The organism is Enorma massiliensis phI, assembly GCF_000311845.1.
In the GTDB taxonomy this organism is placed as follows: domain Bacteria; phylum Actinomycetota; class Coriobacteriia; order Coriobacteriales; family Coriobacteriaceae; genus Enorma; species Enorma massiliensis.
Map to the genome: position 1 here is coordinate 1,445,298 of NZ_HE978574.1, position 20,099 is coordinate 1,465,396.

The 20,099-nt window shown below is 62.9% G+C and carries 19 protein-coding genes; 6 read left to right on the forward strand and 13 right to left on the reverse strand.

The window, feature by feature from the left end; translation table 11 throughout:
* Positions 1-42 precede the first annotated feature (42 nt).
* A complete protein-coding gene (locus tag HGEM_RS06050; protein ID WP_019128531.1) occupies positions 43-1,074 on the reverse strand; it encodes a glycosyltransferase family 2 protein in 1,032 nt (343 codons plus the stop codon).
* On the reverse strand, positions 1,067-2,269 hold the full coding sequence (gene glf / locus HGEM_RS06055) for a UDP-galactopyranose mutase (RefSeq protein ID WP_019128532.1): 1,203 nt from the start codon (positions 2,267-2,269) through the stop codon (positions 1,067-1,069). The genes HGEM_RS06050 and glf overlap by 8 nt, the downstream gene beginning before the upstream one ends.
* A gap of 200 nt (positions 2,270-2,469) precedes the next feature.
* On the opposite strand from glf, the gene pta reads away from it, so the two are divergent.
* Positions 2,470-3,456, forward strand: a complete 987-nt coding sequence (gene pta, locus HGEM_RS06060; protein ID WP_019128533.1) for a phosphate acetyltransferase — start codon at positions 2,470-2,472, stop codon at positions 3,454-3,456.
* Between the two features lie 222 nt (positions 3,457-3,678).
* On the opposite strand, the gene HGEM_RS06065 is transcribed toward pta, so the two are convergent.
* The 9 genes from HGEM_RS06065 to rnd all read right to left on the reverse strand — a co-directional run bounded on the left by HGEM_RS06065 (position 3,679) and on the right by rnd (position 12,619).
* Positions 3,679-4,467 (reverse strand): ECF transporter S component, encoded by a 789-nt coding sequence (locus HGEM_RS06065; protein WP_230197229.1) that lies wholly within the window; start codon positions 4,465-4,467, stop codon positions 3,679-3,681.
* On the reverse strand, positions 4,452-6,122 hold the full coding sequence (locus tag HGEM_RS06070) for an ABC transporter ATP-binding protein (RefSeq protein WP_019128535.1): 1,671 nt from the start codon (positions 6,120-6,122) through the stop codon (positions 4,452-4,454). Before HGEM_RS06070 ends, HGEM_RS06065 begins: the two co-directional genes overlap by 16 nt.
* Complete coding sequence (locus tag HGEM_RS06075) at positions 6,095-6,982, reverse strand: energy-coupling factor transporter transmembrane component T (RefSeq protein WP_019128536.1); 888 nt, start codon at positions 6,980-6,982, stop codon at positions 6,095-6,097. Before HGEM_RS06075 ends, HGEM_RS06070 begins: the two co-directional genes overlap by 28 nt.
* Before the next feature lie 142 nt (positions 6,983-7,124).
* A complete protein-coding gene (locus tag HGEM_RS06080; protein ID WP_019128537.1) occupies positions 7,125-8,294 on the reverse strand; it encodes an acetate/propionate family kinase in 1,170 nt (389 codons plus the stop codon).
* Between the two features lie 84 nt (positions 8,295-8,378).
* Positions 8,379-8,768, reverse strand: coding sequence for a histidine triad nucleotide-binding protein (locus HGEM_RS06085; protein WP_051008448.1), 390 nt, complete (start codon positions 8,766-8,768; stop codon positions 8,379-8,381).
* Between the two features lie 32 nt (positions 8,769-8,800).
* On the reverse strand, positions 8,801-9,067 hold the full coding sequence (gene xseB / locus HGEM_RS10240) for an exodeoxyribonuclease VII small subunit (RefSeq protein WP_019128539.1): 267 nt from the start codon (positions 9,065-9,067) through the stop codon (positions 8,801-8,803).
* A gap of 12 nt (positions 9,068-9,079) precedes the next feature.
* A complete protein-coding gene (xseA, locus tag HGEM_RS10015) occupies positions 9,080-10,567 on the reverse strand; it encodes an exodeoxyribonuclease VII large subunit (RefSeq protein WP_019128540.1) in 1,488 nt (495 codons plus the stop codon).
* Positions 10,568-10,635: 68 nt separating this feature from the next.
* Complete coding sequence (locus tag HGEM_RS06100) at positions 10,636-11,352, reverse strand: zinc metallopeptidase (RefSeq protein ID WP_019128541.1); 717 nt, start codon at positions 11,350-11,352, stop codon at positions 10,636-10,638.
* A 133-nt stretch (positions 11,353-11,485) separates the two neighbouring features.
* Complete coding sequence (gene rnd, locus HGEM_RS06105; protein ID WP_019128542.1) at positions 11,486-12,619, reverse strand: ribonuclease D; 1,134 nt, start codon at positions 12,617-12,619, stop codon at positions 11,486-11,488.
* A gap of 100 nt (positions 12,620-12,719) precedes the next feature.
* On the opposite strand from rnd, the gene HGEM_RS06110 reads away from it, so the two are divergent.
* From HGEM_RS06110 to HGEM_RS06130, 5 genes are all read left to right on the forward strand, one after another.
* Positions 12,720-13,649, forward strand: a complete 930-nt coding sequence (locus HGEM_RS06110; protein WP_019128543.1) for a diacylglycerol/lipid kinase family protein — start codon at positions 12,720-12,722, stop codon at positions 13,647-13,649.
* Between the two features lie 422 nt (positions 13,650-14,071).
* Positions 14,072-14,641, forward strand: a complete 570-nt coding sequence (locus tag HGEM_RS06115; RefSeq protein WP_019128544.1) for a hypothetical protein — start codon at positions 14,072-14,074, stop codon at positions 14,639-14,641.
* 69 nt (positions 14,642-14,710) lie between these two features.
* Entirely contained in the window at positions 14,711-16,582 is a 1,872-nt protein-coding gene (locus tag HGEM_RS06120; protein WP_019128545.1) for an ABC transporter ATP-binding protein, read from the forward strand.
* Entirely contained in the window at positions 16,575-17,321 is a 747-nt protein-coding gene (locus tag HGEM_RS06125) for an energy-coupling factor transporter transmembrane component T family protein (protein WP_019128546.1), read from the forward strand. Before HGEM_RS06120 ends, HGEM_RS06125 begins: the two co-directional genes overlap by 8 nt.
* A 157-nt stretch (positions 17,322-17,478) precedes the next feature.
* Positions 17,479-18,486: an RsmB/NOP family class I SAM-dependent RNA methyltransferase gene (locus tag HGEM_RS06130; protein WP_019128547.1), complete on the forward strand. Its 1,008-nt coding sequence runs from the start codon at positions 17,479-17,481 to the stop codon at positions 18,484-18,486.
* Between the two features lie 247 nt (positions 18,487-18,733).
* On the opposite strand, the gene HGEM_RS10350 is transcribed toward HGEM_RS06130, so the two are convergent.
* Both HGEM_RS10350 and HGEM_RS06135 read right to left on the reverse strand, forming a co-directional pair.
* Positions 18,734-18,883 (reverse strand): hypothetical protein, encoded by a 150-nt coding sequence (locus tag HGEM_RS10350; RefSeq protein ID WP_019128548.1) that lies wholly within the window; start codon positions 18,881-18,883, stop codon positions 18,734-18,736.
* Positions 18,884-19,052: 169 nt separating this feature from the next.
* A complete protein-coding gene (locus tag HGEM_RS06135; protein WP_019128549.1) occupies positions 19,053-19,940 on the reverse strand; it encodes a DegV family protein in 888 nt (295 codons plus the stop codon).
* Positions 19,941-20,099: the final 159 nt, after the last annotated feature.

The window sequence follows — 20,099 nt, forward strand, 5'->3', positions numbered from 1 at the left end:
TTGAGCACGGGGCGATATGCCTGGGCACCGACGGGAGCGATATTAATTGAATTTGAAGATCTTGCTCGCTGCGCGATAGAGCCCGATCGAGGCCTTCTCCCCCGCCTTCGTGGGCAGGTTCGTGCCGATACCCAAGATGCCACAGCGCGCATGGCGGTACATGCGCTCGTCGTACTCCTTGAGTTCGGCCCAGAGGCGTTTGTTCTCCTCTTTCCAGCGATCTTCCTCCGAAAGCTTGGAGAAGATGGAGCACACCGACATCATCATGGTGAAATACCCCATCATATAAGACGCAAGGCGCGGTTCCTTCACGTCGGTATAGAGGTGATACGCGTTCATCATGATGCGCGTGATGCGGAACTGCTGGTCGAGACGGCGAATCATGGTCGCCTCGTTCACGCTCTGCCCCTCGCGCCCGATGAAGTAGCGATAGAGGTCGATGTCGGCGTAGTACATGGTCTTGCAGTGCGGCAGCGGCACGTAGGCATAGATGTTATCCACGTAGAACGTGTGCGCCGGAAGCGGTAGGTTGGCCTCGCGCAGAACGTCGACCCGGTAGCAAAGACTGTGCATGAGCAGGTTCTGGTCGGGGCGGAAATACCCGATCTTATCCCACGTGAAGACCTTCTTACGGGGCAGGGCACCGTGATAGCTGATGGTCACGTGCTTGCCTTCGTAAACCTTCTCGTACACGTAATTCGAGATGAAGAGGTCAACGCGCATGTCGCGCTCTTCGAAGCCGCGCAGGAGGCTCAGCATGGTGGAAAGCGCCGCGGCGTCGAGCCAGTCGTCGGAATCGACGACCTTGTAGTACGTGCCCTGCGCCTCGCGCAGACCGGCGAGCAGCGCGATGCCATGACCACCGTTTTCCTGGTGAACCACCTTGATGATGCTCGGATAGCGCGCGGCCCATTCATCGGCCTTGGCGGGCGTCTCGTCCTTACTGCCGTCGTCGACGATGATGATCTCGACGTCTTCGGCAAAATTGCTCCCCTCGAGAATCGAGGTGATGCAATGGTCCATATCGGCGGCAGAGTTGTAGCAGGGAATACCGAAAGAGATGATTTTATGCATGGCAGGAAATGATTTCGTCGGAGAGTTCGAGGGCAGAATCGGTCACCGCGTCCATGTCGTAATAGCGGTACTCGGCAAGGCGACCGACCGGATGGAAGTTCGTGAGGTTCTGGACACGCTCAAGGTAGCGCTCGTACAGCGCGCGGTTCTTAGGATCGATGATCGCGTAGTAGGGTGTCTGACCGCTGCCCGGCTCGTAAGCGTGGCTGAACTCCTTCATGATGGTGGTCTTTCCAGGAACCACCTGACCGGTCATGTTCTTGAACTCGGTGATGCGCGTGAAGTCCTCGCTCGTGGTGTAGTTCACCGTGCCAACGGGCTGGAACTGGTCCTGCTCGAGCGTCTCGAACTGCATGTCGAGCGTACGGTACGGAAGCGCGCCAAGGTCGAGGTTGAAGAGCTCGTCGAGGGGACCGGTGTAGACGATCTCGCCGCCATAGACCTTGCCGCAAACGCTCACGTTGTTCTCATCGAGCGTGAAGATATCGCGAGCGTCGACGCCAACGAACACGTCGATGAGGTCGTGGTCGAGCATATGCTCGAACAGAACGGTGTAGCCATCCTCGGGCATGCCCTGATAGGGAGCCTGCGGGAAGTAGCGGTCGTCATCGCCGATGAACACGGGCACGCGGCCGGTCACCGACGGATCGATCTGGTCGGGCGTTTGGCCCCACTGCTTCATCGTGTAATAGAGGAAGACGTTCTCGTAGACATAGTCCGCGACCTCCTGGAGGTCCGGATCGTTCTTTTGGCGGAGCTCCATGATGGGGACCTTCTTGTCCTCACCGAAGGTGTCAACGAGCTTACGATACAGCTCTTCGCCACGATCTTCGCCGAACGCGAGCTTAAGGCTCGTGTGGTTGAAGGGAACGGGCATAAGGGTGCCGTGGATGTTGGCAAGCACCTTGTGCTGGTAATCCGTCCACTTGGTAAAGCGCGAGAGGAACTCGTGCACGCGCTCGCTGTAGGTGTGGTAGATGTGCGGACCGTACTTGTGGACGAGGATGCCCTCGTCGTTCACGTAGTCGTAGGCGTTGCCCGCGATGTGCTCGCGGCGCTCGAGCACCGCGACGCGAAATCCAGCGCCCTCCGCCACACGGCGCGCGCATACCGAGCCGGCGTACCCGGCACCCACCACGATCATGTCGTACGCATCGGGGTTGAAGGTTGCCGGAAGACCGTTAGAGATCTGCATACATGCTCCTTGCAGGGTTTTTCTGACTGCGATCGATTGCCGATCCGTCAATTATCTAAGCGATTATAGCGCTCAGCGCCCTATAATGGTCATGCCACACAAGGAAAGCTCAACATGCCGCGGCAATGGAGGCAATCGCTCGGTTCGACGACCGAGACGGTGCCCGTCGTGGGTGCCGAGCCCGAAACTCGAGGAGAACTATGAGTGACTTCCTAGACCGCATGAAGCAGACGGCGAAGCAGGATCTGAAGACCATCGTGCTGCCCGAGGGCGAGGACCCGCGCACCATCGAGGCCGCCAAAAAGATCATTGCGGAGGGCCTGGCCAATATCGTGATCTTGGGCGACCCCGCTGAAATCGACGTGCCCGGCGCGCAGGTCATCAACCCCAAGAGCCCCACGGCCCCCAAGCACGAGGCCTATGCGCAGAAGTTTGCCGAGCTTCGCGCGAAGAAGGGGGTCACCATCGAGCAGGCCCGCGCGCAGATCATGGATAACACCTACTACGGCACCATGATGGTGAAGATGGGCGACGCCGACGGCCTCGTCTCGGGCGCGTGCCATTCCACCGCCGATACACTGCGCCCCGCCCTTCAGATCCTGAAGACCGCCCCCGGCACCAAGCTCGTGAGCGCCTTCATGGTCATGTGCACCCAGACGCCGGACTTCGGCGCCAACGGCACCGTGATCTTCGCCGACTGCGGCCTGAACATCGCCCCCACCTCCGATGAGCTCTCCGAGATCGCCATCGCCTCCGCCCACTCCTGGAAGACCTTCATGGGCGAGGTCGAGCCCAAGGTAGCGCTCCTCTCCTACTCCACGATGGGGTCGGCCGGCGGCGATACCGCCAAGAAGGTGCAGGAAGCCGTTGCCTTCTGCAAGGAGAAGGCACCCGAGATCGCTATCGACGGAGACCTGCAGCTCGATGCCGCCATCGTTCCCAAGGTGGCCGAGCTCAAGGCCCCCGATTCGACGGTTGCCGGGTCGGCGAACGTGCTGGTGTTCCCGGACCTCGCTGCCGGCAACATCGGCTACAAGCTGGTGCAGCGCTTCGGCCAGGCCGAGGCCTACGGCCCCATCCTGCAGGGCATCGCCAAACCGGTCAACGACCTGTCCCGCGGATGCTCCGCAGACGACATCGTGGGCGTGGTGGCCATCACCTGCGTGCAGGCGCAGCTGAGCGCGTAGGCTCCCGGTTGCTCCCTGCCCCGTTGTCCGTTCGCTGGTCCTCGGAATTCGGCGTGCCGAATTCCTGCGGAATCGCTCACGGACAACGGGGCAGGGAGCGCGCTTAGCGCTCAGGGGCTGCGGGGATGGTGGACTGAGGGGGTTGGGACCCTGCTTTTCAAGGCGCAGCCTTGAAAAGGGCGGGATCGTGCATGGGTGACGATCAAGATTGTGGCAGCAGGGCTATTGATTGCTGAAGCCGTATTTGGTCTTGATGCGCTCGATCTTCTGTTGCATGGGAGCGCCGAGCACGAAGAGAAAGAAGACGCTCGCTGCTGCATGGACGAGGTCGAAGGGCAATGCGCTCGCATAGCACGCGATGATCGCCGCCGGAGTGAGCGGCATGCCCATGATGAGAAGCGATCCCAGGTTGATCACGCCCCCATACAGCACAAGCGTCGAAATGCCTCCATATACGCAAAGCGCGCCGCGCGTAGGCTTGAGGGGCCCCTTGTGAAAGAGCAGGCCCGCAACGAAGCCCACGATGCCGAAGCAAAACATCTGCCATGGCGTATACGGGCCCTGCCCGAAGAAGAAGTTGGACACGAATCCGGCAACGGCGCCCACGAGAAAACCTGACTCCCCGCCAAAGCAGGCACCGGCTATCACCACGATGGCGCAGACCGGCTTGAACTGCGGCAGGAAGAAGAATGCGACGCGCCCCGCCACGGCAAGCGCCGAAAGGGTAGCCAGCACCACGAGCTCGCGCGCTTGGGAGCGCCTGCGCTCGAATACAGCGAAGAAGGGGATCATCGTACCTACGATGATGAGCAATGCGACGAGGTAATAGAGGCGCCATTCAACATCGACGCCGGCCACGCTGAACGAGATGCCCGCCGTCTGCAGGCGAACGCCGCTCGCCAGCAAAAAGGCAAAAAGCGCAACGATGACGCCGAGCGCGACCAAGGTACGCCAGTTCCGCGGCGTCTTGCGCTCTTCTCGCCCCGATGGTGCCCCTATCGTATCTGACAAGCTCGAATCACATCCTCATCGATGATGGCGGCGGGCACGATACCGCGCGCCATGCGGTTCGCCGCGGTCGTGTAGAAGCTGTTGCCCGCGAAGAAGGATCGGGTCGGCGCCGTATGGACGATCTCGCCCGCGAACATCAGCGAGCATGCATCGGCATTCCGCGCACAGAACTCGATATCGTGGGAAACCATGATGATGGTTACCCCATCGTCTTGCAAGCGATGGATGATCTGGGCAAGCTTGCGCTTGAACGGAGCGTCAAGCCCCTTCGTGGGTTCGTCAAGCAAGAGCACGCGCGGGGCCTGGAGCAAGATCTTGGCGAGCGCGACGCGCTGCTGTTCCCCGCCCGAGAGATCGAAGGGGTGTTTGTCAAGCAGGTGTTCAATCTCCACGAGCTCGCATACGCGGCGTACCTCTGCCGCATGAGCCGTGGTATCCAGCGCCGGCGAGAGCATCTCCCCCACGTCGAGCCCGACGGTCCGCTCAACGAAAAGCGCTTGGGGGTTCTGCGGCATCACGCCAAGCAGCCCCTTGTAGCGCTCCCGCGCAGGAATCTTGTGCACGGGGCGGCCGTTCACGAGCACCTTCCCCCGGTACGGGCGATCGAGACCGGCAACGACCCCTAGCATCGTCGATTTACCGGCGCCGTTTGCCCCCACGATGCAATGCCAGGAGCCGCGATCCACCGCGAGCGCGCAGCCACGCAAAACGTCGTCTCTGCCCTTCTCGTACCGGAACCACACCTCCCTGAGCTCGACCATGGGGCGCTCCGAAGAACGACGCGGCGCTTCAGGGACCTCGACGATCCCATGAAGCTGACGCTGAACCAGCCACGACCGACCGTCGCGCACGGTAAGCGGCACGTGCTCGGAAGCGCGAAGGGAAGCGCCCTCCACCGCGGCGCACACCCGCGCGGCAGTCGGCATCGCCTGGAACATATCGCTACCCGCCGCGGCGAGCGCACGGCAAACGGCGCGCGGTTCGTCGTAGGCGAGCACGCGCCCGCCCTCAAGCGCAAGCACCCGGTCGGCCCATGGCAGGGCCTCCTCTAGCCGCTGCTCGGAGAGCACGACCGTCGTTCCAAGTTCCCTGTTGATTCGGCGAAGCGTGTCGAAGAACTCAGTTGCCGCCATGGGGTCGAGCTGCGCGGTCGGCTCGTCGAGCACGATCAGGCGAGGCTGGAGCACCATCACGGCGGCGAGGTTCACGAGCTGCTTCTGCCCGCCCGATAAGCTCGATGCCTCCTCATCGAACCAGTCCTGGATTCCGAAGAAACTCGCCATCTCCGCGACGCGCAGGCGAATCTGAGGCCCTGGAACGCCAAGGTTTTCAAGCCCGAACGCAAGCTCATGGGCAACGGTATCGCAGACGAACTGGCTATCGGGGTCCTGGAGCACGAAGCCGATCTCGGCTGCCTGGCGGCGATCGTCCACCTCTTCTATGGGAGTGCCGAAGAACGCAACGCCACCCGCGCGCTCACCGTGAGGGGCGAGCGAGGCCTTCATATGACGAAGCAGGGTCGATTTGCCGGACCCAGAGCGGCCGCACACCACAACGAAGTCTCCCGAGGCAACCGAGAACCGCACATCGAGCAGTGCAGGCTCCTCGCAACCCGGATACGTGAACGTTAGGCCCGTGACATCGAGCGCGCCCATGCGAGCCCCTCCCAACAATCGAGAGCAAACGGAAGCAGGCAGAGCAGGCCCCAGACAGCGTACACGAAACCCTCCGGCGCGCCAGCAGCGGGAAGAGCAATCGCCGGAAGATATGAGACGGCCGTGGCTCCCGCCAGGGACCCCGCAAGCACGAGGGCCTCTGCAATCGCGATAATCGAGGCAACCACGCCGTCGCGAACGGTGAAACGGTACGCCGCGCAGCGCGTACGCCCCGGCAAACCGTACCCGCGCGAACGCATGGAATCGGCAGCGTCGACGGAGCTCTCCAGCGCCCAGCTCGTCAAGATGGAGATGACCTTGAGGCCGCGGCGCGCCCGCTCCACGACGGTCCCCTCCCCCACGTCGCAGCCAACGCCTCGCTGAGCGCGGATGATGGCATGGGCGCGGGCGCCCAGGTGCGGAACGAGCCGGACCACCATCGTGACGAGCAGGGCGAGCGAGGGCGCGATTCCACCAAAGAGATAGAGCACCGCATCGGAAGCCATTACCCTGTTGCAGCAGTAGAACCACGTGATGACCGAGACGAACATACCGCCCGCGGCGAGACCGTAGGCAATCGACTCCAATGTGAGCGGCGCGCCGAGCACCGTGGCAAGCACGGTGTCCCCGGCATGGTTGACCACGGGATTAAGCACCGCGAACAGCACCAGCATGGGAACTGCCGCCGTGAGCACGAACCGGAGGGCACGCCGGCGGCCAAGATAGAGCGCATATGCGGTTGCAGAGAGCAGCGAGATGGCCAGGCACACCGGATGCATGATGAACATGCTCGCCACGATGACGCCGGCAAAATAGAGCATGAGCACGCCCGGGTGAAGCGTCGAAAACGCGTCTCTCATTCCTGACCTCCCATCTCCGCATGATAGACAAGGGGTCTGCAAGCATAACGCAAGCAGACCCCTGCAAACAATTCCATGAGCTCGCGCACACCGAACGTTAACCGCTGGACGTCCTACGCGACCACCCGGTGAGATGTGCCGGCTAGCCCAGCAGCGCCTCGACGTCGAGGGCGATCATAAGCTCCTCGTTGGTGGGCACCACGAGCACCTTGACGGCAGAGTCGGGTGCAGAGATAACGCGCGCGTCGTCGGACTGGATCTCGTTGAGCTCGGGGTCGATCTTGACGCCCAGCCAGCCGAGCAGGTCGCAGACCTTGTAGCGAATCTCAGACGAGCCCTCGCCGGTGCCCGCGGTGAAGGCGATCGTATCCATGCCCTGCATCGATGCGGCCATCTCGGCGATGAGCTGAGCGCAGCGATAGTTGTACATGGAGATGGCCATGATGCACTTCTCGTCGCCTTCGTGCTCGGCGGCGCGAATATCGCGCGAATCGGAGGAAAGGCCCGAGACGGCGAGCAGGCCGGACTGCTTGTTCATCATGGTGTCGATCTCATCGATGGACATGCCGGCCTCGCGGTAAAGGTAGAAGACCGTCGCAGGGTCGAGGGTGCCGCAACGCGTTCCCATGATGAGGCCGTCGAGCGGGGTGAGGCCCATGGTGGTGTCCATGCAACGGCCGTCCTCGATGGCGCAAAGCGACGCGCCCGATCCCAAATGGCAGCTCACGAGCTTGTGGGTGGAACCGCCCGTGAACTCGTTGACCGTACGCCAGATATAACGATGGCTCGTGCCGTGCGCGCCGTACTTGCGGATGTGGTACTTCTCAACCACATCGCGCGGGAGGGCGTAGCGCCATGCGTGCTCGGGCATGTTGTAGTGGAATGCGGTGTCCGGCACGATCACGTTGCCGAGCTCGGGATACATGTCGCGGCAGATCTCGATGACGTCGGCCTCCGCATAGTTGTGGAGCGGCGCGAGGGGCGCGACCTCGCGAACCTGGGCGAGCGTCTCGTCGGTCACGACAGCTGACTCGGGGAAGTACCAGCCACCCTGAACCACGCGGTGGCCGATGCCCTCGATCTTGACGTCAACGCTTTTGAGCAGCTTGAAGATCTCCTGCAAAGCGGCGCGGTGATCCGGCAGCTCGACCGGGGTCTTGGCCTTGGGACCACCATGCTCGCTATGGCCGATGAACGACCCATCGATTCCGATGCGCTCGGCGTTGCCCTTGGCAAACACCTCACGAGTCTTGGTGTTGAGCAGCTGGTATTTAAGCGATGAGCTACCTGCGTTGATAACGAGAACGTTCATGTGACTCCCTCTAGTCGGGCGGTTGGACCGCATATGGACGCTGCATAGGATTAATCATACCCCGAATCACCATCGGGGCGGCGGCTAGAGAAGCCCTTCGCCAAGCGGCTTTCCGCCGAGAACATGCATGTGGAAGTGCATGACCGTCTGCCCGGCATCCGCACCCTTGTTGGTAATGACACGGAAGCCGTCGGTAAGCCCCTTCGCGCGCGCCACCTCATCGATGGCATGGGTCATGGCAGCGAGCGTTTCCGCGGGCACGCCGTCCGTGATATCCCGGTAGTGATCCTTGGGAATTACCAACGTGTGCACGGGAGCCTGCGGAGAAAGGTCATCGAACGCGATGACCAGATCGTCCTCGTACACGATGGTCGAGGGAATCTCGTGGGACGCGATTTTGCAGAAGATGCAGTCGGTGTCGGTCAAAGCGAGCTCCTTTCGAAGTGGGTCCCAGTGCGGCCCCGTTGCTCCCATTGTAGCGCGCCGCGCCTGCCTCGCAGGGCAAGCTAGAAGCTCAGCTTGTCGTCGGTAGAAGCTGCGTCGGCGGGCACGAGGGTATCCGTGCCATCAACGTCCTGAAGAAGGATGGAGACCTTCTGCTCGGCCTCGCTCAAGCGGCCGCGAAGGCTCTTCAGCAACTCGACGCCGCGCGTATAGCTCTCAAGCGACTCCTCGAGCTCCATATCGCCGGACTCAAGGGAGCGAATGATTCGCTCAAGCTCCTGCGAAGCCTCTTTGTAGGTCAGCTCCTCGACCTTTTTCTGCTCTGCCATAGCCGTACCTTTCTATTCATGCCGGGATGCCCGCGCATCGAGCATCTCCACCTTTGTTACCGATCCGTACACGTCGCCGTCTGCCATGCGCACGCGAACGGGCGCACCCGGAGCAAACGAGGCGGCGCGGGTGGCTACACCAGATTCCCCGTAGGCGATGGCGTACCCGCGCGCAAGGACCTTGAGGGGTGAAAGCGCCTCGAGCGAAGCCGCGCTGGACGCAAGCTCTGCCAACCGCGCCCGCACCAGGCCGCGGCCTTGGTTGGCCAGGCGTTCCGATGCGAGTGCAAGTGCATGGCCGCGCACCTCGAAGCCCGATGTGCTCGCAGATAGGCGGTCGGCGGTCTGCGCGAGCTCGGCGCGCCGGCGCTCCACGATAGCTTGAGGGCTCTTGAGGCAGGGGCGCGATGCTGCCGCGTCGAGCGCGGCGCCGAGCCCCTTGAGCCGCGAGGCCATGGCGTTCGATATGCGCCCGTCCAGGCCCTCGATCTGCACGCGAGCGCCCTCGACCCTCGAAGACGCCGCGAGCGCGAGACGATGCCCACGCGACGAAAGAAGGTCCGCCAGGTCGCTCATGGCAGGGGCCACCGACTCCGCCGCAGCGGTGGGCGTCGAGCAGCGCCGGTCGCTCACCATGTCGCAAATCGAGGTATCCGGCTCGTGCCCGATGCCCGTCACAACCGGAACGGGACACGACGCCACCGCACGCGCGAGCGCCTCGTCGTTGAAGGTCATGAGGTCCTCGTAGGATCCGCCGCCGCGAACGAGCAGGATGCAATCGGGGGCGGGACTCATGGCCGCCGCGCGCCCCAGGCCCGATATGAGCTCGGCAGGCGCCCCCTCCCCTTGGACCTTGGCTCCGACGCACACGAGCTCCACCAACGGGTTGCGCCGACGGAGCGTACGCTTCACGTCGTCGATCACCGCCCCCGAGAGCGACGTGACCACGGCCACGCGCGTGCAGAACGCAGGGATGGGGCGCTTGCGGGCCTCGTCCATAAGGCCTTCGCGGCGAAGTTTCTCGGCAAGCGCAGCCACCTGCTGACGCAGCAGCCCCTCCCCCGCCAGCGAGAACGTCTTTGCCACGAAGCTCATGCGCCCCGTGGGCTTGTACAGGTTGAAGTTGCCCGTGAACTGGACCTGCATGCCGTCGCGCAGGTCGAAGGTCCGCTTCCCGTACACACCGCGCCAGATGATGCAGTCGACCGCCGCGTCGTCGTCCTTAATCTGGAAATAGCAGTGACCGCTTCGCGCGTTAGGACCGCGAAACCCCGTGACCTCACCTATGACGGTTAGCGTTGGCAGCGCGTCAAGCGCGCCGGCAGCAAGCTCGACGGCCTGCGATACCGAGAGCGCGTCATCGTCGCGGCTGGCGGCAGCTGGGGTATCCGGGCCCTCCCACGGAAAGCCTCCCTGAGACCCCCCGCTTCGGCGCGCGGAAGGGCGCTGCCCGGCGGCAGACGACCCTGCACGAGCCCCCGTTAGATTCCATCCCTCCACACCTGGCTCCCTTCTCTCATGCTCCATGCAGTCTAACGCGCCGCCCGGACACGTTTTTTGGCAGGGCGCTAGTCGTTCTGCGAGCGCTGCGTGCGCGCCAACAGATACAGGAGCTGCAAGATCGAGGTAAGAGCCGCGGCCACATAGGTGAGCGCCGCAGCGGTGAGCACCTTGCGCGCGCCCTCGACCTGCTGCGCGCTCATACCCGATTCCTGGATGTAGGCGACCGCACGGCGGCTTGCATCGAACTCAACGGGAAGCGTGACCAGCTGGAAGACGACCGAGAACGCGAAAAGCGCGATTGCGATCGTGGTGAGCCCCGCCATGTTCATGAAGATGCCGAGCAAAAGCACGATCATCCAGATGCTCTGGGTGAAGTTAACGACCGGCACGAGCGCCTGGCGCATCTTGAACATGCTGAAACCGCGGGCGCGCTGCACCGCGTGCCCCGCCTCGTGACAGGCGACCGCGACCGAGGCGACCGATCCGCCGAGCATGTTCTCGCTCGAGAGGTAGAGGTTGTTATCACGCGGGTCGTAGTGGTCGGTAAGGTGCCCGTTCACGCGGCGGATGCCCACCGCCCCGCAGCCGTTCGCCTCGAGCATGCGCCGGGCGACGTCCTCACCGGAACATCCATCTGAGGAAACCTTGGACCAGGTGCGGTAGGCGCGGTTGATATAGGCCTGCGCCGCGAGGCCCAAGACGAGCGAAACGATAACGACCACCAGGTACAACGGGTCGAACATCGCCCCGTAGCCATACCCGTATCCATAATAGAGCGGCATATGCCCTCACTTTCTCGCATTGATGACGAACGAGCATGTTGTACCCATATCGGCGGGGAACATCTATGACAAGGCGCCCGTTCCCCATCTTCATCAAGGAGGGAACGGGCTTTAGGCGAGAAATCTTCCCGCTCTACAGGATTTCAATCTTGCGGTCCTTGACCGTGAGGCCCATGTTGCCCGAGAGCAGATCATCCAGGCGCGTGCCCAAAAGCTCGAAGCGCCAGCCGTCGCGAAGGCGGCTCCGCTCGGGATGATCGATGTACTCGGCGAGATCGTCGCGCGATGCGATCATGGCCGTCGCCACGCCCGACTGATCAGAAACCAAGCGGATGAGGGCGTACATGAGGTCCGTGACGCTCTCCAGATCGCTTGAGGGCGCTTTCCGCGCATGGAAGACGGGCGGGAGATGGTCGGACGGGCAGCTGAGGCCGCGCCCGATAGCCATGAGGGCGGCCGTCACATCGTCTTCGGAAAGCTGCTCGGTCCCTCGGATGCTGCGGAAATTCGAAACGTCACGCGGCGCGCGCTTAACGAGGGCGAGCAGTACCTCGTCGGACATCACCCATTTGCGCGGGATGTTATACCGCTCGGCCCTCCCCTCGCGCCAGGCAGCGAGCTCGCGAGCCACGCCCAGCTGGCGACGCGTGCAAGAGCTCACGCGCTTCACGCGCTTATAGACCTGCCGGCGGTCGACCTCGTAATGAGCGCGCTCGGCGAGCGGCCGAATCTCGTCAAGCACCCACGAGAGCCTGCCGAGCCGCTGCAGCCGCTCGACCATGACGTGATAGGCCTGAATGAGATAGCGCACATCATCGAGGGCGTACTCGAGCTGCTTCTCCGTGAGAGGGCGGCGCGACCAATCGGTGAGCGACTCGCTCTTGGGCAGCGAGATTCCCAAGAAGGCATGAACGAGGCCGTTGTATGAGGTCTGCAGGCGCTCGCCCAAGAAGGCTGCCGCGACCTGCGTATCAAAGATCGGAGCGGGAAGCACGCCGAGCGACTGCAGCAGGACCTCCATATCTTGCGGGCACGCATGGAAGACTTTGATGACGCGCTCGTTTGCAAGCAGGTCCGCGAGCGGGGCGAGGTCGTCGAGGGCGATGGGATCGATGGCGACCGATTCTTCGGGCGTTGCGACCTGCACCAGGCAGAGCCGCGGATGATAGGTGCGCTCACGCAAGAACTCGGTGTCGACCGCAACGGCGTCGAAGGCGGCCGCGCGGTCGCAAAACGCTGCAAGATCCGCTTCTGTGGAAATATACATGCTCCCCCGTCGTCTCGAGGAACCCCGACGCGTCACGGGGTAGGATAACGGCATTACTGTCTGTAACTATACTCGCCTTCGGCTAGAACGGGAACAGGGTATGCGCTGTCTCATCGTCCACAACCTTGCGTCGGGTCCGCATTCGGATGAAATATTCACCTTCATTCATGCCTTGCTCGCCACTGGCGACGAAGTCGTGATGAGGTGCATCGGCGAGGCATTGGAGACCGAGGAGGCCGTGGCCGACGCCCGGTCCTTTGACCGCATCGTCGTCTCGGGCGGCGACGGAACGGTCGCGAACGTTCTCGACCACCTCCGCGACTGCGGCGTTCCCATCCTCGTGTTCCCTTCCGGCACCGCGAACCTCTACTTCCAAAACGTAGGCAACGCCCCGGACGCAGCCGCGCTCGCTCAGGCCTGCCGCGCCGGCATCACGGCGAAGGTCGACATGGGAGAGCTGTTCTGGGTCGATGAATCCGGCGAGACGCGCCGACACGGCTTCATCAACATCGCCGGGTCGGGCTTCGATGCCACCATCATGGAGAAAGCAGCGCCCACGAAAAACGATATCGGCGAGATCGCTTACGTGCTCTCAGCCCTCTCCACCCCGGAGCCGCAGGTGGCTCACTTCACCATCGAGCATGACGGCGAAGTCGACGAACTTGACGGCATCTCGTGCATGGTGGGCAACACCGCCGGCATCCAGAATGAAATCAACCTGTTCCCCGATTGCCGCATGGACGATGGGCTCATCGACATCGCCGTCGTGGAACCCACGACGCTCGTAGGGCTTCTGCCCACCGTGGCCGCCGCGGTATTCGACCCCGCCGGGCGCGGGCTCGGGCGGCCGCAGTTCAAGACCTTCCAGGCGAAAACCGCCAAGATTACCTGCACGCCCTCGCTCGGCATGCAGTTCGACGGCGAGGTCATACCCAATAACTCGGGTGTGTTCGGCGCTCGGGTGCTGCCGAAATGCCTTGATATCATCGTTGACGAGTTCTCGAACCTCCGCGCTGATTCCCAAGAGTAGCAGCGCTCGCGCATCGCATGCCCCGTGTTGCCGGGCGGAATCTGGACGCCGCGTGCGCTGCCGGGCGTGTTTCATGGGGCGCTTCGAAACGCGCTGGAAATATTCCCCGCGGCGCGCTCCGCTGTGCTATAGTGCGACGCAAGGTAGCTCGGCTACGAACTCTCGATTGACCGAAAGGAGCCGCCACCATGATGTCCATGCTCAACAACTCCCTCATGAACTGGTGGTGGCGTGATGCGAATACGGTCGGTCGACGGTAGCTCCTGCGCCTTACCCATAGGTATCTAGCAAGGCCTCCGCTTCGACCGGGGGCCTTTTTCGTATCACGCGCCTCAACGAACGCTCTCCGGGCGCCCGCCGCCAATGAGAGCAGCAACTCACTTTCACCTCCCCTCTTCCATCAACAAGAAAGGTTGATCACCATGCCTCAGAACAACTTCTCCCAGCCCCGCACCGTAACCGCCTCCGAGCGTGGCGGGCTTGACATCCGCAACCTCGTGCTGCTCGCCATCTTGCTGGCAGCCGGCTTCATCCTCAACATGACGGTCGGCAAGGCGCTTTCTGCCCTCACCATGGGCACGCTCAGCCCCGAGTTCATCATCGCGGCGTTCTGCCTCGAGATCCTCATCGTCAGGCCCAAGCCCGCGCAGGCGCTCGTCATCGGACTCATCGCGGGCGCCGTCATCCAAATCTCGGCTTCGGTCAAGGGCCCGGACCTCATCGCCGAGCCTATCGCGGCCCTCGTTATGGCGCTCATCGTCGCAGCCGGCATGAAGGGCAAGGCCAAGGCGATCGTGCCCGTCCTCGGCACCTTCGTTACCACGACGCTCTCCGGTCTCATCTACGCCGTCATCGTCATCTATGCCCTCCGCACCGTCAACGCCACCCTCCTCATCATGCTCCCCGTCGTGCTGGGTACGGGCGTGGCCAACGCTATCATCGTGGGTGCGCTGTACCTGCCCATCAAGAAGGCGCTCAAGCTCGCTGACTAGAAACCATGTTCCGCCCCGGCCATGCAAACGGGGCGGACGAACGCCCAAAGGAAGGGGAACCGGCCCGCAATGGACCCCATCATTCGCATCGATCATGTATCGTTCTCGTATGGCGAGGCAAGCGCTCGAGCGCTTGACGATGTCACGCTCAGCGTGAGCCCTGGAGACTTCCTCGGCATCATCGGACCATCCGGCGCTGGCAAAACCACACTCGCCTCGGCTATGTCCGGGGCGATCCCCCATCACTACACCGGCCCGCTCTTCGGCAGCGTCCTCGTTGACGGCAAGGATACCTGCGCGGTCACCTTAACCGATATCTCCCAGGTCGTGGGGAGCGTATTGCAGGACATCGACACGCAGATGGTGGCCTCCGTCGTAGAAGACGAGATGCTCTTCGGGCTCGAGAACTTCGGCGTTCCGCACAGCCAAATCGAGGAGCGCGTCATTGATGCACTTGAAACCGTGGGCATCGCCGATTTGCGCGAGCGCGATATCGCCACGCTATCCGGCGGGCAGAAGCAGAAGGTTGCCATCGCCGCCATCCTCGCCCTTCGGCCGCGCGTCCTCGTTCTCGACGAGCCCACGGCAGCGCTCGACCCCGCCAGCTCGCGCATGGTTTTCGAGACGCTGCGCAGCATCAATCGGGAGCTCGGCGTCACCGTGGTCATCATCGAGCAAAAGGTCGCGCTTCTCTCTGAATATGCGAGCCGCATCGCCGTCATGCAGGGTGGACGCATAGCGCTCGAGGGCACGCCGAGCGAGGTGTTCTCCCATAGCGCTGAGCTGCGGAGCATCGGCGTCGACAGCCCGCGCGTAACGCGCATCTCGAACAGCCTTGCCGCGCGCGGGCTCATAGAGGCCGGCGAGCCCTGCCTGAACGTTCGGGAGGCCTCGCTGCTCATCCAGAACCTGTGCAAAGCCTCCTCCCCCGCCCCTAGAGCCGCGGCGACCGCAGGCGCCGACCGCGCAATTGCCACCGCCCATGCGACCGCAGGCGCCGACCGCGCTGCCGCTGACGCCCATGCGACCGCAGGCGCCGACCGCTCCACCATCGCGAGCCCCGGCGAGTGCGGCATGGCAGAGAGCCCGCGCCGGCCCGCCGTGAAACCAGGGGCCTCGCCCGTCGTGCGTCTGCGAGACGTTACCTACACCTACCCTGGCGGCGGCGCCTCGGTGCGCCACCTTAATCTTGAGGTCTATCCCGGCGAATTCGTAGGGCTCGTAGGTCAAAACGGCGCAGGCAAGACGACGGCGACCAAGCTGGTGAACGGTCTTCTCAAGCCGTCCTCGGGAACGGTCGAGGTGGCGGGGCTCGACACGCGCACGGCGAGGACGAGCCAGATCGCGCGCCACGCGGCGACGCTCTTCCAGAACCCAGACCATCAGATCTGCCGCGACACGGTGCTCGATGAGGTCGCGTTCGGCCTTGAGCTGGGCGGCGTGGACGCCGAGACGGCCCGGGAACGGGCGCGCGCAGTGGCAGAGGACTTCGGCTTGCCGCTCGGCGAGGTGCCCTTCTCGCTTTCGCGTGGACAGCGCCAAATGGTTGCGCTTGCCTCGGTCGTAGTCCTCGAGCCTGAGCTCGTGATCCTAGATGAACCGACGAGCGGCCTCGACTATCGCGAGTGCATGACGGTCATGGAAACCGTGCGCCGCATGGCGGACCGCGGGAGCGCCGTCATCATGGTCTGCCACGACATGGAGGTCGTCTCGGATTTTGCCGAGCGCCTCGTCGTCATGGCCGATGGCGAGATCGCCGCAGCCGGCCCCACGCACGACCTCTTCGCCGATGAGAGCCTCATGAAGCGAGCGAGCATGAGGCCCCCTCAGGTGGTTGAGCTCGCGAACGAGCTTGCGCACACGGTTTCGCCCCGGTTCCTCGGGCTCTACGAGGTCTTAGATGTCGTCTCATGCACCGAGGAGCTGGTTCTTCATGGTTAATGTCATCGATTACGTACCGGGCACCACGCTGCTCCACCGGCTGAATCCGGTCACCAAGATCGCGCTTGCCGTCGCGCTCATCGCTTCGTCGCTCACGGCGGATTCCCCCATCGTGCTCGTCTCGCTGCTTGCGCTCACGCTCGCTGCGAGCGCCTATGCGCACGTCATGCGCCAGGTACGGTCGTTTCTCAAACTGCTTATTCCGCTTTCCATCATCATGTTCGTCATGCAGGCGATCTTCGTGCGCTCGGGAACGCCCGTTTTCCTCTCCATAACAAATGAGGGCCTCATGCTCGGCCTCATGGTATGCCTGCGCCTTCTCTGCCTTGCGCTGCCGCTCATCCCCGCGCTCGTAACCACCAAGCTCACCGACCTCGCGAACGCCTGCGTCGAGGTGCTGCACGTACCGTACCAATATGCATTCACCTTTACCACGGCGCTTCGCTTCGTCCCGGTATTCAGCCAGGAGATGAACGCCATCATGGAAGCGCAGACCGCGCGCGGCGTGGAGTACGACACGCCCAACCCTCTCAAGAAGCTTCGCCTCATGCTGCCGCTCTGCATTCCGCTGCTCATATCGAGCGTGGGCAAGACGGATGCCACAGCGCTCGCGGCAGAGCAGCGCGGCTTCTACCTGAGAACCCGTGCTTCCGCGTACAAGCGCTACCCCCTTGCCGGGCGCGATATCGCCGCGCTTGCGCTCTGCGTGGGGCTTATCGTTCTAGGAATAGCGTACTAGGAGCCCCTGGGTTGGCCCCGACGCCTCCAAATCCTTGCATGCGCCCGCGCGGGCGCGTGGCGTCATGTCCGTGCGCGCGCGGGGTGTCATCTGCTACCATGCAGAAACCGATACAAGGCGCGGGCAGCACCGCGCGACACGCTCTCTGAGAGGCCTCATGAACGCAGGATCAACCACCACGCCATTGCCCCGCACGCCGGAGCTCATCGCCCAGGCATATGCAGCTATGAGCGACCAGGAGGCCGAACGCGTCCAGGCTGGGTTTGCGGCCGCCGCAGCTCGCCCCGTCACCCTGCGCGCCAATGCCCTTAAGACGACGCCAGACGAAGTGGCGGAAAAGCTTACCGAGAGGGGCATTCCGTTCGAACGCGTTCCATGGTATGAAGACGCGTTCGTGTTGGGCGATGGCGTGCGCGAGAAAACGGTATGGGAGCTTGAGCTCTATCAGGAAGGTAAGGTCTATCTGCAGAGCCTTTCCTCGATGCTTCCGCCGCTCGCCCTTGCCGCACGCGATGGGGCCGATGTCCTCGATATGTGCGCCGCACCGGGCGGCAAGACCTCCCAGATTGCCGCCCTCACAGGCGGCACGGCGCATATCACCGCGTGCGAGATGAGCGCGCCGCGCGCCGAAAAGCTCGCCTACAACCTCAGCAAACTTGGCGTGCACGGCGTTAACATCATGCGCACAGACGCGCGGCGGCTCGATGAGTTCTTCTCCTTCGACCATATCCTGCTCGACGCACCCTGCACGGGAACGGGAACGTTTCGCCTGGACGACGATCGCGCGGAGAGCCGCATGACAGGCAAGCTCCTCGCCAAGACGGCCCGTTCGCAGCGTGCGCTTCTCGACCGTGCCCTCACCGTCCTCAAACCCGGCGGCACGCTCCTTTACTCCACGTGCTCAATCTTGCCTGAGGAAAATGGCGAGCAGGTGGCGGCCGCGCTGCGGCGGCATCGCGATTGCAGCATCGTGCCGCTCGCAGTGCAGCAAGCTGGGGTTACAGACGATGACGCCAAGCCCCTGCCTGCCAGCACACGCGCGCTTGCTGGCGCATTTGAAGACGGGTCGATCCCCACGCTGAAAAGCGCCGTCGAGGGAACTGTTACCGTCTGCCCCTCCCAGCGCTTCGAGGGCTTCTACCTTGCCCTCATCAAAAAGCAATAAAGCGCGCGCTGCCAGCGGGTGCCCACCTCGCCTCCTGGTGCCCACGGGACCTGCGGAGCAGCTCCGGCCCATCCATCAAAATGGGACAGTCCCAAATTGACCCACGAAAGCGTCAAAATGGGACTGTCCCAAAATCAGCCAAAAAGGATTAGCGTCGTGCAAAAAAGCGAGCCAGCTGCCAAGGCAGCCAGCTCGCCTGCAACATAGCTGAGCGATCGATACTACGGCACCACTCGCCGCTTCATCGCTACCGGCGGTGCCGCCCACCGCGGCCCGACTGAGCACGGCGCTCTTCCCTGCGCGCCTTGATAGCCGTGCCAGCAAAGTAGACGACGGCAACGATCACGATCACGCCGACGACGATACCCAGCGGCTGGATGATATCCATGGCGCTCATAGTCACCGTCCCTTCTTGCAACCCCTATCGCCCGACAGCTTACCAGATACCGGAAGCCGAGGGCGGCAGAACCATCGCATCAAGAAAAATCGAGTTCGCGTGGCAGCGGCCCGCAACACGGGCATGCGAAGCAGCGCGCGATGCCAGCTGGCAAGCAGCAGCGCGTTCGCTAATCGACGCGCTTATCGCCCATGAAGAACAGCGCAACGGTGCCCGGGCCCGTATGCGAACCGATGACGGTGCCGATATTGTTGATGGCGATGTTGCCCTTGAGCGCGGGAATCTGCTCACCGATGAGCCGCGCGACCTCTTCTGCATCCTCCCTGCAAGCAGAATGCGAGATCGAACATTTACCGGTGTACGCGGCGCCGTTCTCAACATGGGCCATCATGTTCTTCACAAGCTCGGTGATGGCCTTTTTCTTGGTGCGAATCTTTTCGCGCGGAATCAGTTTTCCCTGATAGTCGACGTTCATGACCGAGCAGATCTTGAGTGCCGTCGCAATGAGCGCGCTGGTGGAGGAAACGCGGCCGCCGCGCTTCAGGCAATCGAGGTCAGAGACGAAGAACCAATGGTTGACGTTAAGCTTATGCTCCTCGGCCCACGTAGCCGCCTCGTCGAGCGTTGCCCCGGCATCGCGCATGTCGGCAAGGTAATCCATGAGCAAACCGTAGCCCGCCGATGCGGCAAGCGAATCGACCACGCGCACCGTTCGATCGGGATACTGGGCCTCAAGGTCGCGCGCCGCAATGACCGCGGAGTTATAGGTGCCCGAAATGCCGGAGGAGAGCGTGAGGTGCAGGACGTCTTTGCCCGCCTCGAGCATCGGCTTCCAGAACTCGGTGTACTCGCCCACGCTCACCTGCGAGGTCTTTGAGGTCGAACCCGCTTTGAGCGCACCGAAGAACGCTTCGGGCGTGACAGATTGGTACAGGTCGTCCTCATGAACGACGCCATCGAGCTCGTAGTGGAACATGATGTACTCGATGCCGCGCGCCTCGAAGAACGAGCGCGGATAATCCGCCGTCGACTCACAAGACAAGACGAAGGAACCCATAGCTACTCCCAACCATTCGAGGGCGGCTCACTCAACCCCGATCATCCGCCCAAGCGTTATTGACTATTCGTCATTATCCCACATAATAACTGTCCCGTTGCTCTCATTTCACCCGCAACGCGAACCGGAAACCCTTACCGCCCTCAACCATGGGGAAGC

Coding starts and splice junctions, on each gene's coding strand:
- HGEM_RS06050 (WP_019128531.1), bottom strand. CDS start 1,074: ATGCATAAAATCATCTCTTTCGGTATTCCCTGCTACAACTCTGCCGCC.
- glf (WP_019128532.1), bottom strand. CDS start 2,269: ATGCAGATCTCTAACGGTCTTCCGGCAACCTTCAACCCCGATGCGTAC.
- pta (WP_019128533.1), top strand. CDS start 2,470: ATGAGTGACTTCCTAGACCGCATGAAGCAGACGGCGAAGCAGGATCTG.
- HGEM_RS06070 (WP_019128535.1), bottom strand. CDS start 6,122: ATGGGCGCGCTCGATGTCACGGGCCTAACGTTCACGTATCCGGGTTGC.
- HGEM_RS06075 (WP_019128536.1), bottom strand. CDS start 6,982: ATGAGAGACGCGTTTTCGACGCTTCACCCGGGCGTGCTCATGCTCTAT.
- HGEM_RS06080 (WP_019128537.1), bottom strand. CDS start 8,294: ATGAACGTTCTCGTTATCAACGCAGGTAGCTCATCGCTTAAATACCAG.
- HGEM_RS06085 (WP_051008448.1), bottom strand. CDS start 8,768: ATGGGAGCAACGGGGCCGCACTGGGACCCACTTCGAAAGGAGCTCGCT.
- xseB (WP_019128539.1), bottom strand. CDS start 9,067: ATGGCAGAGCAGAAAAAGGTCGAGGAGCTGACCTACAAAGAGGCTTCG.
- HGEM_RS06100 (WP_019128541.1), bottom strand. CDS start 11,352: ATGCCGCTCTATTATGGATACGGGTATGGCTACGGGGCGATGTTCGAC.
- rnd (WP_019128542.1), bottom strand. CDS start 12,619: ATGTATATTTCCACAGAAGCGGATCTTGCAGCGTTTTGCGACCGCGCG.
- HGEM_RS06110 (WP_019128543.1), top strand. CDS start 12,720: ATGCGCTGTCTCATCGTCCACAACCTTGCGTCGGGTCCGCATTCGGAT.
- HGEM_RS06115 (WP_019128544.1), top strand. CDS start 14,072: ATGCCTCAGAACAACTTCTCCCAGCCCCGCACCGTAACCGCCTCCGAG.
- HGEM_RS06120 (WP_019128545.1), top strand. CDS start 14,711: ATGGACCCCATCATTCGCATCGATCATGTATCGTTCTCGTATGGCGAG.
- HGEM_RS06125 (WP_019128546.1), top strand. CDS start 16,575: ATGGTTAATGTCATCGATTACGTACCGGGCACCACGCTGCTCCACCGG.
- HGEM_RS06130 (WP_019128547.1), top strand. CDS start 17,479: ATGAACGCAGGATCAACCACCACGCCATTGCCCCGCACGCCGGAGCTC.
- HGEM_RS10350 (WP_019128548.1), bottom strand. CDS start 18,883: ATGAGCGCCATGGATATCATCCAGCCGCTGGGTATCGTCGTCGGCGTG.
- HGEM_RS06135 (WP_019128549.1), bottom strand. CDS start 19,940: ATGGGTTCCTTCGTCTTGTCTTGTGAGTCGACGGCGGATTATCCGCGC.